This is a genomic window from Yinghuangia sp. YIM S10712 (assembly GCF_051388935.1).
Classification (GTDB): domain Bacteria; phylum Actinomycetota; class Actinomycetes; order Streptomycetales; family Streptomycetaceae; genus Yinghuangia.
Map to the genome: position 1 here is coordinate 116,911 of NZ_JBPKBI010000010.1, position 14,174 is coordinate 131,084.

14 protein-coding genes and 5 pseudogenes are annotated in these 14,174 nt (G+C 70.3%); 6 read left to right on the forward strand and 13 right to left on the reverse strand.

Features of this window, described 5'->3' with window-relative positions:
- Positions 1-205: 205 nt before the first annotated feature.
- The gene (locus ACRX5W_RS20665; protein ID WP_436789710.1) at positions 206-697 is read left to right on the forward strand and encodes a hypothetical protein; all 492 of its coding nucleotides are present in this window, start codon (positions 206-208) and stop codon (positions 695-697) included.
- Positions 698-713: 16 nt separating this feature from the next.
- On the opposite strand, the gene ACRX5W_RS20670 is transcribed toward ACRX5W_RS20665, so the two are convergent.
- The 7 genes from ACRX5W_RS20670 to ACRX5W_RS20700 all read right to left on the reverse strand — a co-directional run bounded on the left by ACRX5W_RS20670 (position 714) and on the right by ACRX5W_RS20700 (position 5,687).
- Positions 714-1,076, reverse strand: a complete 363-nt coding sequence (locus ACRX5W_RS20670; protein ID WP_436789711.1) for a hypothetical protein — start codon at positions 1,074-1,076, stop codon at positions 714-716.
- Between the two features lie 22 nt (positions 1,077-1,098).
- Positions 1,099-1,248 carry a hypothetical protein gene (locus ACRX5W_RS20675; protein ID WP_436789712.1) on the reverse strand — a complete coding sequence of 50 codons (150 nt, stop codon included), beginning with the start codon at positions 1,246-1,248 and terminating at the stop codon, positions 1,099-1,101.
- A 309-nt stretch (positions 1,249-1,557) separates the two neighbouring features.
- Positions 1,558-2,325, reverse strand: a complete 768-nt coding sequence (locus ACRX5W_RS20680; RefSeq protein WP_436789713.1) for an ABC transporter permease subunit — start codon at positions 2,323-2,325, stop codon at positions 1,558-1,560.
- Positions 2,322-3,284 (reverse strand): ABC transporter ATP-binding protein, encoded by a 963-nt coding sequence (locus ACRX5W_RS20685; protein WP_436789714.1) that lies wholly within the window; start codon positions 3,282-3,284, stop codon positions 2,322-2,324. Before ACRX5W_RS20685 ends, ACRX5W_RS20680 begins: the two co-directional genes overlap by 4 nt.
- Positions 3,285-3,390: 106 nt before the next feature.
- The gene (locus ACRX5W_RS20690) at positions 3,391-4,050 is read right to left on the reverse strand and encodes a response regulator transcription factor (protein ID WP_436789825.1); all 660 of its coding nucleotides are present in this window, start codon (positions 4,048-4,050) and stop codon (positions 3,391-3,393) included.
- A complete protein-coding gene (locus ACRX5W_RS20695; RefSeq protein ID WP_436789715.1) occupies positions 4,050-5,273 on the reverse strand; it encodes a sensor histidine kinase in 1,224 nt (407 codons plus the stop codon). The genes ACRX5W_RS20690 and ACRX5W_RS20695 overlap by 1 nt, the downstream gene beginning before the upstream one ends.
- Positions 5,274-5,516: 243 nt before the next feature.
- Positions 5,517-5,687 carry a hypothetical protein gene (locus ACRX5W_RS20700; protein ID WP_436789716.1) on the reverse strand — a complete coding sequence of 57 codons (171 nt, stop codon included), beginning with the start codon at positions 5,685-5,687 and terminating at the stop codon, positions 5,517-5,519.
- A 204-nt stretch (positions 5,688-5,891) separates the two neighbouring features.
- Between ACRX5W_RS20700 and ACRX5W_RS20705 the strand changes: the two are divergent.
- A pseudogene (locus ACRX5W_RS20705) lies at positions 5,892-5,996 on the forward strand (TetR/AcrR family transcriptional regulator); the annotation flags it as partial.
- A gap of 164 nt (positions 5,997-6,160) precedes the next feature.
- Here the strand turns inward: ACRX5W_RS20705 and ACRX5W_RS20710 are convergent.
- The 3 genes and pseudogenes from ACRX5W_RS20710 to ACRX5W_RS20720 form a co-directional block, all read right to left on the reverse strand.
- A complete protein-coding gene (locus tag ACRX5W_RS20710) occupies positions 6,161-6,904 on the reverse strand; it encodes a DUF2637 domain-containing protein (RefSeq protein ID WP_436789717.1) in 744 nt (247 codons plus the stop codon).
- A gap of 333 nt (positions 6,905-7,237) precedes the next feature.
- Positions 7,238-7,675, reverse strand: coding sequence for a zinc ribbon domain-containing protein (locus ACRX5W_RS20715; RefSeq protein WP_436789718.1), 438 nt, complete (start codon positions 7,673-7,675; stop codon positions 7,238-7,240).
- 32 nt (positions 7,676-7,707) lie between these two features.
- Positions 7,708-8,994: pseudogene (locus ACRX5W_RS20720) on the reverse strand (recombinase family protein); the annotation flags it as partial.
- 309 nt (positions 8,995-9,303) lie between these two features.
- On the opposite strand from ACRX5W_RS20720, the pseudogene ACRX5W_RS20725 reads away from it, so the two are divergent.
- Positions 9,304-10,395, forward strand: a pseudogene (locus ACRX5W_RS20725) (IS256 family transposase); the annotation flags it as partial.
- Between the two features lie 51 nt (positions 10,396-10,446).
- Here ACRX5W_RS20725 and ACRX5W_RS20730 read toward each other — a convergent pair.
- Positions 10,447-10,911, reverse strand: a complete 465-nt coding sequence (locus ACRX5W_RS20730; RefSeq protein ID WP_436789719.1) for a transposase — start codon at positions 10,909-10,911, stop codon at positions 10,447-10,449.
- A gap of 317 nt (positions 10,912-11,228) precedes the next feature.
- Between ACRX5W_RS20730 and ACRX5W_RS20735 the strand changes: the two genes are divergently transcribed.
- Complete coding sequence (locus ACRX5W_RS20735; protein ID WP_436789837.1) at positions 11,229-11,423, forward strand: hypothetical protein; 195 nt, start codon at positions 11,229-11,231, stop codon at positions 11,421-11,423.
- Here the strand turns inward: ACRX5W_RS20735 and ACRX5W_RS20740 are convergent.
- Both ACRX5W_RS20740 and ACRX5W_RS20745 read right to left on the reverse strand, forming a co-directional pair.
- Positions 11,360-11,500, reverse strand: a pseudogene (locus ACRX5W_RS20740) (transposase); the annotation flags it as partial. The gene ACRX5W_RS20735 and the pseudogene ACRX5W_RS20740 sit on opposite strands and share 64 nt — an antisense overlap.
- A 190-nt stretch (positions 11,501-11,690) precedes the next feature.
- Positions 11,691-11,930 (reverse strand): annotated as a pseudogene (locus ACRX5W_RS20745) (transposase family protein); the annotation flags it as partial.
- Between the two features lie 240 nt (positions 11,931-12,170).
- Between ACRX5W_RS20745 and ACRX5W_RS20750 the strand changes: the two are divergent.
- Together ACRX5W_RS20750 and ACRX5W_RS20755 are read left to right on the forward strand one after the other, a co-directional pair.
- Positions 12,171-12,848 carry a response regulator transcription factor gene (locus ACRX5W_RS20750; RefSeq protein ID WP_436789720.1) on the forward strand — a complete coding sequence of 226 codons (678 nt, stop codon included), beginning with the start codon at positions 12,171-12,173 and terminating at the stop codon, positions 12,846-12,848.
- 80 nt (positions 12,849-12,928) lie between these two features.
- The gene (locus tag ACRX5W_RS20755) at positions 12,929-14,149 is read left to right on the forward strand and encodes a sensor histidine kinase (RefSeq protein WP_436789721.1); all 1,221 of its coding nucleotides are present in this window, start codon (positions 12,929-12,931) and stop codon (positions 14,147-14,149) included.
- The last annotated feature ends 25 nt before the right edge of the window (positions 14,150-14,174 follow it).

Consider the following 14,174-nt stretch of genomic DNA (forward strand, 5'->3'; position numbering starts at 1 on the left):
GGTCGGGCCGCGGAATCCGCCGCCCGACCCGAAACCGAGTGTTTTGATGCCACGAGTTCCCCGCGTCCGCCGTCAGCCGGAATTCCGTTGCAGCGCTCGGTAGCCAGGCAAGCCACAAGCGGATCCTTCCGCCACCGCCGATGCAGGTTCGGCTCAGGCGGCTTCTGTCCCAACCATCCCAGGGGCCGGCACGCAGAGCGCCGGAATGTCGTTGGTGACGGCCGCCGGCAAGCCGTCTCCGGCCGTGTCGCTCGAACTGGTTGGGGTGCCGAAGTGCTTCCTGGCAGCCGTTGCCTGCGACGCCGCCATGCGAGCCCTGTCCCCGGCCCACCACACCCTGGGGTGGCGTGTGGAGATGCCGAACGGCCTCGCGCGCGTGGTCCGCAACGGAACGGTCACGGTGACTCTCGCAGTGGCTCCGCCATTGCTGGAGACAGTTCTTCTTCTGGCCGTGCCCACTGCAGCGGACACTCCGAGGACGAATGCGATGGAAACGACGGCGTTGCGGGTGCGGGACGTGGCAACCGGCCGCACAGGCTCCGTACAGGTCGAGCACTTCCTCATGCCGGAACCGGGAACCACCTCGCCTGTGGGCAAGATGCAACGCACGGCCACCGGATGGGCCTTGCACGAGGCCCCCGCATCACCCGTACCGCTTCGGCGGCTACGCGACCTGTTCGGCCTCTTGCTCGACTGACTGCGGGCGCCCGGGCTCAGGGACGCGGCGCGATGCCGTGCAGGATGGTGACGAGTCCGTCCACGAACCCGGTGGGGACCGCAATGTCGTTGCCGGGGACTCCGTGGAACAGGCGGGGCAGCGTCACGTCGTGGCAGGCTCCGACAACAAGGCTGGCGGTCGCTTCGGGATTCACATCCGATCGGACGCGCCCAAGCTCCTGCTCGCCGCCAAGGTAGGCGGCGAACGTAATCGGGAGGCCCCCGCCGCCGAGGACTCCTCCGCTGTGGCCGGCCAACTCGTGGAACCGCGCCAGCACCTTCGGGTGGCCAAACACGCCGGCGAACACGGGGAGAACCCTGTTCAAGGTGGCCAGCCCGTACTCGATCAAGGTCCGCACATTTTCCTACGCGGTTCCGTACTCAATTGGGCGTCCCGGACGAGGTGGCCAGCACCGCCTCCACACGGGCGCGCAGGGTAACGGCGATGACCTCTTCCTTGTCCTCGAAGTCCTCGCTGGCGACGACGGACGGACGCAGTGGTCCGCCGCCTCGGACGCCGCGAGCAAGCACACGTACCACCTTCGAGTCGACCGCAGGCGAAATCGCGCTGTTCGACGGCCCGTTGGTGCGACCGTCGCCCACCGGGAAGCGGCTGGAAGAAGCCACAGGATCGGCCCGTTCGGGTACGGGCCCGTTTGCGGGCACTCTGGTGGAGAACGCGAGTGGTGGCGAACTTGCGCGGACGAACCGCCGGACGCCGCAACGGGTCGGCACCTCCCGCTTGAGAGACCGGAGTTGCCGACCGGGTGGGGTGGAGGCCCAAGTCTTCGGCGGATGGATGTCGGGAAGCCCCGGAAATGCGCATGTCCGGGCGATCGGTCACGTGTCGCGGCGCTGCAGCCGCCACGCGGCGACCGCCGCGAGCGCCGAGGTGTACGCCGCCACCAGGGCCAGGGAAGGCCAGGCGCCGAGGCTGCCCAGGGCTTCAGGGTCGGCGTCGGATGTCTGGGTCAGCTTCTCCAGCGCGGCGGTCGGCGTCGCCCCCGCGACCCACGGCTCGGCGCCGCCCAACAGGGGTGCGAGCAGCGACGGCAGCAGCATCACGCCCACCACGGCGGCCACGGCCCCGGCCGCGTGCCGCAGGAGCACACCGACGGCCAGGCCCAAGACCCCCGCGACGGCGAAGACCCCGGCGATCCCGAACAGTGCGGGGAACGCGTCTCCCTGCGGGTGCCTCCCCTCGGGAAGCACCGCGTCGCCGACGAGGTACGCCCCTGCGCACGTGGCCAGCGCGAGCGGGTAGAGCACCCCCACCACAAGCGCCGCCTTGGCCGCCAGCACCCGCCCCCGGCGCGGAACGGCGGCGAGCGTCACCCCGATGCTGCCGCTGGAGTACTCGCCGCACACCGTGAGCGCGCCGACCACTCCCGCGATCATGAGGGACACGACGCTCAGGCTCAGGCTGCCCCCGAGCACCGTGTCGTCGTCCTGAAGGCTGCCCGTGGCACCGACGAAGACCGCACCCAGGACGGTCAGCAAGCCGATGGCGGCCGTGGTCCACATCGTCGAGCGCAGGCCGGTGAACTTCGTCCACTCGTATGCCAGCGCCTCCCGGAAACCGGGGGTCATCGTCGTCATCGTCGTCATCGGACAAACTCCTTCGCGATCTCGTCGGCATCCGCTGTGTCGTCGGCCGCGCCCACGCCCCGGTACTCGACCGCGCTCCGCGTCATCCGCGTGTAGACGTCCTCCAACGAGGAGAGAAGCGGCGTGAGTTCGTGTACCGCGATGTCCTGCGCGCGGGCCGTCTCGCCGATGCGTGCGGCGTCCACGCCGTCGACCCGCCAGCCACCGCGCGCGTGCAGGCGTACCGTCGCGCCCTGCGCCTCCAAGGCGCCGCGCAGACGGCCGGCGTCGGCGTCCGAGGTGCGGACGAACGTCGCGCCGCCGGAATGCGCCTCGATGAACGCGCGCATACTGGTGTCGGCGATCAGCCTGCCGCGACCGATCACGATCAAGTGGTCGGCGGTCAGCTCCATTTCACTCATCAGGTGGCTCGACAGGAGGACCGTCCGGCCTTCCGCCGCAAGGGACTTCAGAAGATCTCGAAGCCACCTGATGCCTTCGGTGTCGAGCCCGTTGACGGGTTCGTCGAGGATCAGCACCCGGGGGTTCCCGAGCAGCGCAGCCGCCAGACCGAGCCGCTGCGCCATCCCCAGCGACAGGCTCTTCGTGCGCTTGCCGGCGACTGTGGTCAGGCCGACGTCCGCCAGCACCGCATCCACGCGGCGGCGTCCCAGCGCGTTGCTGCGGGCGAGACCGAGCAGATGCCCGCGGACGGTACGGCCGCCGTGCACGGCCTTCGCGTCCAGCAGCGAGCCGACTTCGCGCAGCGGCGCGGCCAGCTCGCGGTACGGGCGTCCGCAGACGGTCGCCTCGCCCGCGCTCGGCTCGGCGAGGCCGAGGATCATGCGCATGGTGGTCGACTTGCCCGCGCCGTTCGGCCCGAGGAATCCCGTGACCTGGCCGGGCGGGACGGTGCAGGACAGCCCGTCGACGGCGGTGCGGTCCCCGTAGCGTTTCGTGAGGTCGTGTAGTTCGATCATGTGACCGACGCTACGGACGCGCGACGGTCCGGGAATCCGCCCTCGCGAGTCGGCGACTGCTCCGTTCGTCGTAGTGGCCCTACTCCGAGCCGCCGACCGACCGCCCTCAGCTTCCCGCGCGTACCAAGCCGGTCTCGTACGCGATCACCACAAGTTGCGCGCGGTCCCTCGCGCCGAGCTTCATCATCGCCCGGCTGACGTGCGTCTTCGCCGTCAACGGGCTCATGTGCAGCGCCGCGCCGATCTCGTCGTTGGACAGCCCCCGGCCCACTGCCGCCAGCACCTCGCGCTCGCGGTCGGTCAGGGGCGCCAGCCGCTCCGCAGCCGCCGCACCCGGGGAGCCGAGCCGCGCGAACTCCTCGATCACCCGCCGTGTCACCCCGGGTGCGAGCAGGCTCTGACCGGCCGCGACCGTGCGTACGGCCGTGCGCAATTCGTCCGGCTCGATGTCCTTCAGCACGAACCCGGCCGCCCCCGCACGCAGTGCCTCGAACACATACTCGTCGACCTCGTAGGTGGTCACCACCAGCACCCGCACATCCGCCAGCCCGGGATCCGCCGCGATCCGGCGGGTCGCCGCGAGACCGTCCTCGCGCGGCATCCGGACGTCCATCAGCACCACGTCCGGCCGTGTGCTGCGGGCGAGTTCGACCGCCTGGAGGCCGTCGGCCGCCTCGGCGACGACACTCATGTCGCCGGACAGCTCCATCAGCGCCCGGAAACCGGCCCGGACCACCGCCTGGTCATCCGCGAGCAGCACTCTGATCAAGGTGTGTTCCTTTCGTCTGTCAGCGGAATCGACGCGTGGACGCGCCAGCCACCGCCCGCGATCGGCCCGGCAGCCAGCGTGCCCCCCACAGCGGCGGCCCGCTCGCGCATGCCGAGCAGCCCGTACCCGTTCGCGTCGCCGACCGCCTCGCCGGCCGACACGCCGCCCGCCGAACCGCCGTCCCCGTCGTCGGCCACCTCGACATCGAGGCGGTCCCCGACGACCGCCACCGACACCGCGACGTGGCGCGCTCCCGCGTGCTTGATCACGTTCGTCATCGCCTCTTGCACGATCCGGTACGCAGCCGACTCCGTCAGATACGGCAACTCCCCGTCCACCGCGTCCACATGACACGACACCCGCAGCCCCGGGACAGCGATCCGGCGGACCAGCTCCGGCAATTCACCCAACCGCGGAGCCGGGGCGGTATCGGCCTCCCCCGAGCCGGTGGCGTCCGCAGGCCCGCGCAACACCCCCACCGTCGCCCGCAGCTCACGGACCGCCTCCTTGCCGGACGCCCGCACCTGCCGCAGCGCGTCGCGCGCGAGGTCGGGCCGCACATCGAGCGCGTCCAACGCGACGCCGGCCTGGACCGTCATCGCGGACACGGTGTGCGCGATCACGTCGTGCAACTCCCGCGCGATCCGCACCCTCTCCTCCTGCACGCGGCGCCGCGCCTCGCGTTCGCGCTCGGCCTCGGCACGCACCGCCCGCTGTGCGTACTCCTGCGTCAACTCCCGGTGATTGCGGACCACTTCGCCCAGCAGCAAGGGAACCAGCGGCCACAACATCTCCAGGACCGGCGCGCCGCGCGGCTGCGCCACATCAAGCCCCGCGATCAGCGACACCACGCCCGACACGGTCGCCGCGATCAGGGCCGTCCACATCGTCCGCCGCCGGTACCCCCGCACGGCCACGGCGTACAACGCGACCATGACCGGCAGGTTGAGCAGCTCTCCGATGTGCCCGTACAGCGCCCACCCGGCACCCGCCGCCCCGGTCACCACCGCGACCGCGACCGGCCACCGGCTCCGCACGGTCAACGCGGCGACCGACACCGCGAACAGCAGCCACGTCACCTCGTCAGCCTGCCGGTGGCCGTCGTCGTTGACCGCCGCGTCTGCGCCGGTGAGCACCCCGACCACCGCTGTCACCAGGAGGTCCGTGACCTGCGGCGACAGCGGCCGCGCAAGGCCGCCGAAGCGGAACGAACCGGTCACGCGGATCACCCTAGGGCGGCTGCGGGGCCGGAGCGTACGACGACGGGAGTACAGGCGCGCCGGGGACGGTCCGGGGCACGTGCCCCGGGCGGCCGGTGAGGTGCCCCCGCATGCTCGCCGCACAGCCGCTGGCGGGTCGAACAACTGCTCCATCGCTGTGGTCGGGACCGAACAACCCCCACCTGGCCGAGTCGCGCGTGCAGGTGAGGAAGACCGCACCGCTGCCCAGGACGGTGTGCTCGGTCAGCCGCCACGGGCGCGGATCGAACCTCGCGCCGCGGCCGAACAGCGGAATTCCGTGCCGATGGTCAGCGGGCCAACCTTAACGACGAGCCGGTCGATCTCCGAGTACAGGGCGCCGGCCAGTTCGCCGCCCCCGATCAGCCGGATGTCCTTGCCGCCCCGCCGCTTCAATTCCCAAACTTTGGCGATCGGGTCGCCGATGACCAGTTCGAAGGCCGGTCCGGGCTCTCGGCCAACGTGCAAAAGAACACCAGGTGGCGCAGGTGCGGGAAGGCGTCAGTGGCACCGGCGTCGACCCCGACCTGGTACGAGTCCCGCCCTTCGAGAACGGTGTCGAAGCGGGTGCCCTCGGTGGTGATTGCCGGCGCCTGCCGAACCTACGCCATGCTGATGCGTGAGCTTGTGGAGCGGGTCAGCGCCTTCCGCGCCGGATACCTGGCGCTGCTTGGACTGCGCCTGGAGGCCACCCGGCGCCCGGAGCCGTCGTGGTCATCAGCGGTCCACGATGGGGCCGTCACAGCCACTTTCTGGTTGTTGATCTGCTGGACCGGCGGGAATCTTGCGACGGCTTCGGCCGGGAGCTTCGGCCCGGCCGCGCCGGTCCCTTTGGGGGCCCGAGTCGCCACTGCGGCCGTTCGTCGAGGTCACCGACCGCTGGGAGCCGTCTCTCGACTCTGGGTTTCCCTCGATACGCGTACCTCGTTCGCCAACTCAACGCCCGTTGCTGTCCGGCTCCGAGAGGGCAACTGTCCTTCCCTGAGCATCGCCACCAGTTGCCGTGATCGATAGGCGCCGACACGAAGCTCCTTGCGCAGATTCTCGGCTGAGATCGGACGCCGGTGCACCTCCCAGTGCCGCTGATCAGCAGCCTTTGCAAGCGCAAGCAGTGTGTCCTCCGGGGAGTCGGCGTCAGCTTGCAGAACCGGTTGAAGAGGCACCGCAGCCGTCCGTTGCCCGTCCTTGCGTAGATCCTTGTCGTGATGCGCTTGATGCGCAGCGGTGCCGTTGCACGTCCATCCCTCGCGGTCTGGGTGGCGATTCAGCATTTCCAAGAGACCGGGGCCCACCTCGGCCCAGCCGATGAGCAGTAGTGGTCCGACGGCGTCGAACGCTGCGCGGCCGTAGTGCTGGGTGATCAGTGGCTCGGCGACGTTCAGCGCGAGAGTCATGACGCTGGAGAACACCAGCAGCCGTCGCGCCGGCCGGATCACCGTGGCGTCGGCGCCGTCGAGTACGAGCCGCCGGATCGCGAGCAGGAGCCCCAGGATCGACAGGTCCACGGCCGGGGCGACCAGGGGTGCGACCCAGGGAAGTACGCCGAGGCGTAGGGCGAGTGCCCAGACGTTGCCGAAACCGAACAGGAAGGTGAGGCCGGCGACGGCGCCCATGATCAGGGTGACGGCGCGAACTGCGGAGGCCCGGGGATCTCGGGTGTTACCAACTCGGCGCATCGGGGCTGCGCTTGCCGTCGACATCACAGCACCGCAATCTGCTGCGCGCCTTGCGACATGGCATGTGTGTAGTGTTCAAGTCCCCCCTCGGACACACAATTGCCCCATAACGGCATGATTCAGGGCAGCATCGATCGGCACCCGCGTTTGGCCTCGGCCAAGGCGGGTGTTCGTCGTTTCCCGGGTTGGTCTCTGCGATCCTCTCCTTCGATTGGGGTTGGTCGTCGGTCGCGCTCTGACCGGCCGTCCGGTGCCGGTCGCGCTGGGGGTTCATCGACCGATGGCGATCCTCTCTTTCTTCTCGGTGCCGGCGGTCACGGTGCGATTGGTCTGGTCGTAGATCAGCTCGATGCCGTCCGTGCGGAGCCGTGCGAGCGCACCCGCGGGATCCGGTGCGGTGTCTTCGCCGGTGAGCACCAGGTGAAGCGCTGGCAGGTGGGCGAGGATCGCGTCTTCGCGGACGTACGCGTTCGGCATCCGGTTCGCGTTGCGGGGCGTGGCGCTCGTGTGGCCGTGTCGGCAGCGGTAGGCGGCGTGGCCGTTGGACCAGCAGGACTCCATGCGGCGTCGGCAGCGCCCACAGCGCAGTATCCCGGCGAGCTGATAGCGGTGCTCGGGTGCGCTCTTGCCGACGCGGATGTTCTGCGCGGCGACGAAGTCGGCCTCACTGACCAGGGCCGGGGTGCGGGTTTCTCGGAGATCACCCACTCGTCGGGGGTGTTGCGTCGTTGGACGTCGCGGTGGCCGAGGGTGGTGTTGTCGGGGTCGATGAGGTCGTGGTCGGTGCGTTGCCGGTTCCAGACCTGGCGGCCGGTGTAGCGCGGGTTGCCCAGCACAGCGCGCACCGCGGGGAGCGTCCACGCTCCGGCGGTGCGGTGCGGGTTGCGTGCGCGGTCGGCAGCGGACGGGCACGGGACCTTCATGTCGTTGAGCGCGCGGGTGATGCGGGCCATGCTGCGGCCGGCGAGGCGCTGTTGGAACATCCAGGTGACGACCGGTCCGTTCGTCGGGTCGATGTCCAAACGCTGGAGGCGGACGCCGCGGCGGCCGAGGGCGCGGTTCGGGTGCGGCCCGGCGTCGACGAGGCGGTAGCCGTACGGAGGCCGGCCTCCCAAGTAGCGGCCGTGGTCCCGGGCTTGCACGGTCATCGATGTCCGCGCTCGCATGCGGGCTCGCGCGACCTCGCGTTTGGACAGGATACCGAGCAGGACCATGAGCTCGTCGTGGGCTGTCAGGCTCGGGTCGACCTCGCCGCCGAGTTCGGGCACCCACATGGCCACGCCGTAATGGGCGAAAAGGGGCGCCATCGTCGCGAACTGCTGTCCGTAGAAGGCTCGTTCGCTTGACCCGATGACGATCGCATCAAAACTGCGGTCGGGATCCGCAAGTGCCGCAATCAATGCCGCGGCGTCCGGTCTGCGGGCCCAGGGGAGTAAGCGGCTGTGCCCGACGTCGAAGAACTCCGCGACAACGCGGCCGTGGCCCGACGTCAGCGCCTGCGCGCGCAACAGCTGCCACGCCTTCGATGTCGCCGGGTCCTGGTGGTCCTCGGTGGAGACCCGCCCGTAGAAGGCGAATCGTGTACCTGCCGAACTCGGGTGCGCCGCAGACCTGTTGTTGGACTGCGTCGCCCAGGCTGCCAGCACGGTTCCCGGTGCGGGTGCTTCCCCCGAGGCGTCCATGCCAGTTCGGGTCTCCTTCGGGTCGAAGACCGATTGCGGATCCACGTCCTCCGATCGTCGCTCCGGGCTGGTTAGGTGGCCACAGCGCGTGGAGGCAATCTCGGCAACATGGCGCCTCTCACCACGCTGAGGCAAGCGACACGTGCGCCGCCCGCGAGTCGCGGGCGCCGGGAGCGTGCGCTGTCGCGCGGTCACGGTGAGGCCGTCATACGCCTCGACGCGGCGCTTCCTTCGGGGCGGAGATCCGGCTACGAGCAAACCTGGATCAACACTTGTGTTGTGGACGCGACCGTGTTTCGCGGACCTGAAGCGCGGCATCGCCCACGAAACCCTCGCGATCGGCATGCCGACCGAAACCTTAAGGACTGGCTCATCCGCGATCCTATGAGCGAGCACGCAGAACTCCCGGTTGCGGCAACTGGGTGGTGACCCGCCTTCGCGATGCCGTCGCCGTTATCGAGTCCGCCGCGGCACGGGACGGGCTGGCGATTCGGGATAGGTGCCGGTCCACCGCGGTCCTGCCGTTGGGGTCACAGGTGCCGGATCCACCAGGCCGTACCTGTCGCCGCGGCTGTGCCGACGGCTACGGCGGCTCCCTGAGCAACGCCGTGCACCCCGGTCGAGGCCAAGCGTCGTAGCCGAATGCGCCAAGGGCTCGGGGCGACCGCGGCGGCGGGCCGGTCGGCGCGCAAGGGCGGGAACGCCCGCAACGGGTACCGCCCCAAGACCGTCCTGACCGAGGCCGGCCCGGTCACCATCGACGTCCCGCGGGACCGCGCGGGCACCTTCAGGCCGAGCATCGTGCCGAAGCACCAGCGACGCACCGACGGCCTCGACGACCTGGTGATCTCGCTGACCGCGAAGGGCCTGACGACCGGCGAGGTCGTCGCGCACCTGGCCGAGGTCTACGGGGTGACCACCTCGAAGGAGACCGTGTCCACCATCACCGACCAGGCCTTGGACGGGATGGCCGACTGGCGCACGCGTCCCCTCGACCCGGTCTACCCGGTGCTGTTCGTCGACGCGGTGAACGTGAAGATCCGCGACGGCCAGGTCGCGAACCGGCCCGTCTACGTCGTCCTCGGCGTGACCGCCGACGGCTACCGCGACATCCTCGGTTTGTGGGCCGGCCCCGGCGGCGAGGGCGCCCGCTTCTGGCAGCAGGTCCTGACCGAGATCAAGAACCGCGGCGTCGCCGACTGCCTGATCCTGGTCTGCGACGGGTTGACCGGCCTGCCCGACGCGGTCGCGAACGTCTGGCCCCGCACCGTCGTCCAGACCTGCGTGGTCCACCTCCTGCGGAACTCCTTCCGCTACGCGTCCCGCAAGGACTGGGCGGCGTTGGCGAGAGACCTCAAGCCCGTCTACACCGCGGCGAACGAAACCGCCGCGCTGGAACGGCTCGTCGAGTTCACCGATATCTGGGGCACCCGCTATCCGGCCGTCGTCAAACTCTGGGAGAACGCCTGGGCCGAGTTCACCCCGTTCCTGGCCTTCGACCCCGAGATCCGCACCGTCATCTCCACCACCAACGCCATCGAGTCGCTCAACGCGCGCTACCGCCGCGTCGTCAACGCCTCCGGCCACTTCCCCAACGAGACCGCAGCCCTCAAACGCCTCTACCTCGCGACGCTCGCGCTCGACCCCACCGGGCGCGGCCGCAAACGCTGGAACAACCGCTGGAAAGGCGCGATGAACGCCTTCGACGTGGCATTCGACGGACGCCTGTCCGCCGGACGGCGGTAGGCCAACCAGCCCACCGCCACCCGCTAGACCAAACGAAGACCCGTACACCAACTACCTGATAGACCCCTGATTCCACATAACGATCTTGTTGTTGACGCCTTCGGTGCGGCCGTTGTGCCAGGGCAGGGTCAGGGCGGCGTCGACGGCCGCGCGGTCGCGTTCGAGGCCGGTGGCGTACGAATGCAGGAAGGGCAGGTCCGCTGCCCGGACTTGGGCCATCCAGTCGGTCAGTGCCTCGCTGTTGGCGTCGTCCGGGGTCAGCGGAACGGCGAAGTCGCGCACGGAGGCGGCCAGTGCGTTCATCTCCGGGCAGGATCCGGCGAGCTGGTCGCATAACACCTGGTTCGCTTCGCGCAGGTGGGCGGGGTGGGTGAGCAGGAGGCGGGCGGCCCGGCGCGGGGAGAGGGCCGCATGGTCGGCTTCGACGCGGCCCTGGTTGATGTAGCGGACCAGGAGGTTCGCGCTGCCGGTGTAGCCCAACTCGCGGATCTCGCGTAGGAGGTGGGTGACCGGCACCGCGGGGTTCTCGGCCCGGCGCCGGCGCAGGTGGTCGCGATAGGGGTCGACCAGGCAGGCCCGGTACTGCGGTGCCTGGACCAGCGCTCTGGTTGGCTGTGGCGGGCGTAGCGCTTGACGGTGTTGAGGGCGAGGCCCAGTCGGCGGGAGCATTCGAGCAGGCCGACGCCGGCGTCGAGCAGCCGGTGGACTTGCTGCCACCGCTCGTGGGTGGTCTGCGCGCGCGTGCCGTCGCGCAGGGGCGGGTCGGCCTTGGCCCAGCAGGTGCTGTGGGAGCCGACTTCCTTGCAGACCGCCTCGGCCAGGTCGTGCCACAGGTGCCAGCGGTCCATGACGTGCACGATCGCGGGGTCGGCGTCGGTGACGGCCTGGGCGAAGCCCCCGGCCCGTCCCGGCAGACGGCCTCGATGCCGGGGTGGGTCCTCAGCCAGGCGGTGACCGTCTGCATCCTGCGGTCCGGCAGTACCTCGATCGTCTCGCCGGGCTCGGCGTCGGTCAGGACGGTGGCGTAGCGGTGGCCCTTGCGCAGGGCGAACTCGTCGACGCCCAGCACTCCGGGGATTTGCCGGGCGGGTGGCGTGTTCCGCATCAGGCAGTTCAGCACGCTCGCCCGGGACAGCCAGCACACCGAGCAGGCGGGCTCCGGCCGACCCGGCCAGTGCCACGGCGACCGCGTCCACCACCTCCTGCAGGGCCGGTGTGCGGCGCTGGTAACGCTCGGTGAGTCCCGGGACCTGCTCGGCGAAGGTGGTCTTCGCGCAGGCGGGGTTCTCGCAGTACAGGCGGCGCACCGATAAGTCGATCACGACCGCGCGACCGCCCACCGCCTCGTCCGCGACGTGCCGCACGTAACGCGAGTGCACCCAGCCGGACACCTGCCCGCACGCCGGACACGCCGACGCAGTGTCATCCCTGGTCCGCGCCGTGATCCGCAGCAGGTCCCCGCCGGCCTCCAGACGCTCGACCTGCACCGCGGCCAGCTGCGGCAGCAGGTCCTCCACGACGGCAACACACACCACCAGCCTGACACCAACCAGCCCACAAAATAGGTGAGTTGAGGCGATCAGCGCCTACGAAAATGTTGGAAGAGCCGTTGGCTGGACAGACCCAGACAGCCGTTGAGTTGACACACCCCTTCAAGATGACGCTGGCATACCCATGTGGTGCGGCCAGGAAGGCTACGCGACCTGGCCCGGTGCGCATCGACGGCCCGGCTAAGCTGCGGGACGCGGGGTCGCCGAACGGGGTGGTGACGGGCGATGCGAGTGCTTGTGGTTGAGGACGATGAGGAGATGGCGCAGGTCGTGGCGGTGGGTCTGCGGCGTGCGCAGATGGCCGTCGATCTGGCGTTCGATGGAGAGGCGGCGCTGGAAAAGGTGTTGGGGCCCGACCGCGATGCGTACGACGTCGTGGTGCTGGACCGAGACCTGCCTGGCACACACGGTGACGATGTCTGTGCGGCGCTGATCGCTGCTGGTGGCCGCAGCCGTGTGCTGATGCTGACCGCCGCGGCCACGGCGGACGACATCGTGGACGGGCTGGGCCTCGGGGCAGACGACTACCTGCCGAAGCCCTTCGACTTCCCGGTGCTTGTCGCCCGAATCACCGCGCTGGCCCGCCGCTCCCATCCGGCCGTCCCGCCCTCGGTCCGGTACGGCGACTTGGTCGTCGACACCGCCCGGCGCACCGCTGTGCGGGCCGGGCGGCCGCTGGCGCTCACCCCCAAGGAGTTCGGCGTGCTCGAACTTCTCCTGGCCGCCGGGGGCCGCGCGGTCTCCGCCGAGGAACTGCTCGAACGTGTCTGGGACGAGACGGCTGACCCCTTCACCAGCGCGGTGAAGATCACCATGAGCCGGTTGCGGGCCAAGCTCGGGGCGCCGACGGTCATCGAAACCGTGGCCGGCCGGGGGTACCGGATGCTCGGAGAAGTCGCCTGAGCGGGGTGGCAGGGCGAGTCGTTCGGCTGATCCCCCGGACGGTTCTTCGGTGGGGGCCCGGTCGCCTCACCGCCCGGATCGTGCGCCCCGGGCGGCCTCGCCGCACCGTGCGGTTGCGGCTGACCGCCCTGTACGGCGGGCTGTTCCTGGTGTGCGGTGCGGCGCTGTTGGCGGTCACGTACGCGCTGGTGGCCGGCGCTCTTGACCGTCCGCCCGCTGTGGTCAAGCGTGCGGTGACAGTGGGCGCTCCTGCGCCCGGCGACGGGGCGCCGCCGAACGCCGGGCCCGGCGACCAGGCCGCCGTGGACTCCCTTCAGCAGGAGGTCCGGCGGAGCGTGGACCACCAGAAGTCCGCCATGCTGCACACCCTGCTTGTACAGTCCGGATTCGCGTTGGGGCTGATGGCGCTGACGTCCGTGCTGCTCGGCTGGGTGGTGGCCGGTCGCATCCTGCGCCCGCTGCGGACCATCACCTCCACCGCACGGGACATCTCGGCCACCAGCCTGCAACGGCGCCTTGCCCTGGACGGACCACGGGACGAACTGCGGGAGCTGGGCGACACGTTCGACGCCTTGCTGGCCCGGCTCGAAGGTTCCTTCCAGGCACAGCGGCAGTTCGTCGCCAACGCCTCCCACGAGCTGCGTACGCCGCTGGCCCGGCAACGCGCGCTGGGCCAGGTCGCGCTGGCCGATCCGGAGCCGAGTGTCGCGTCCCTGCGTGCCGCCCACGAGCGGATACTCGCTGCGGGGGAGCAGCAGGAACGGCTCATCGAAGCGCTGCTCACCCTCGCCCGCGGTCACGCGGGCATCGACGTGCGCCACCCCGTCGACCTGGCCAGGCTCGTCGAGGAGAGCATCACCGGGTGCGGCACGGACGCGGCGGAGCGGCACGTCACGGTGCGCCCGTCGACCGGCGCGGCCGTCACCACAGGTCATCGGGCACTCGTCGAACGGTTGGTCACCAACCTGCTCGACAACGCGATCCGCTACAACACGCCTGGCGGACACGTCGACATCGGCACCGCCACCGAGAGCGGTCGTGCCGTGGTCACCGTGGCCAACACCGGCCCGGTCGTACCCGCGGACGCCCTCGAACGGATCATCCAGCCGTTCCAACGCCTCGACGCGACCCGTCCGGCCCGCAACGTGCGCACCGCCGACTCCCCGGGCCTCGGCCTGGGTCTGTCCATCGTCGCGGCGATCGCCTCCGCCCACGACGCCACGCTTACCGCCGTCGCGCGGGCCGGCGGCGGCCTGGTGGTCACCGTCAGCTTCCCCACGGCGTCGACGAAACCGCCGTGAAACCGCCCGCTCGGTAGAACATCCG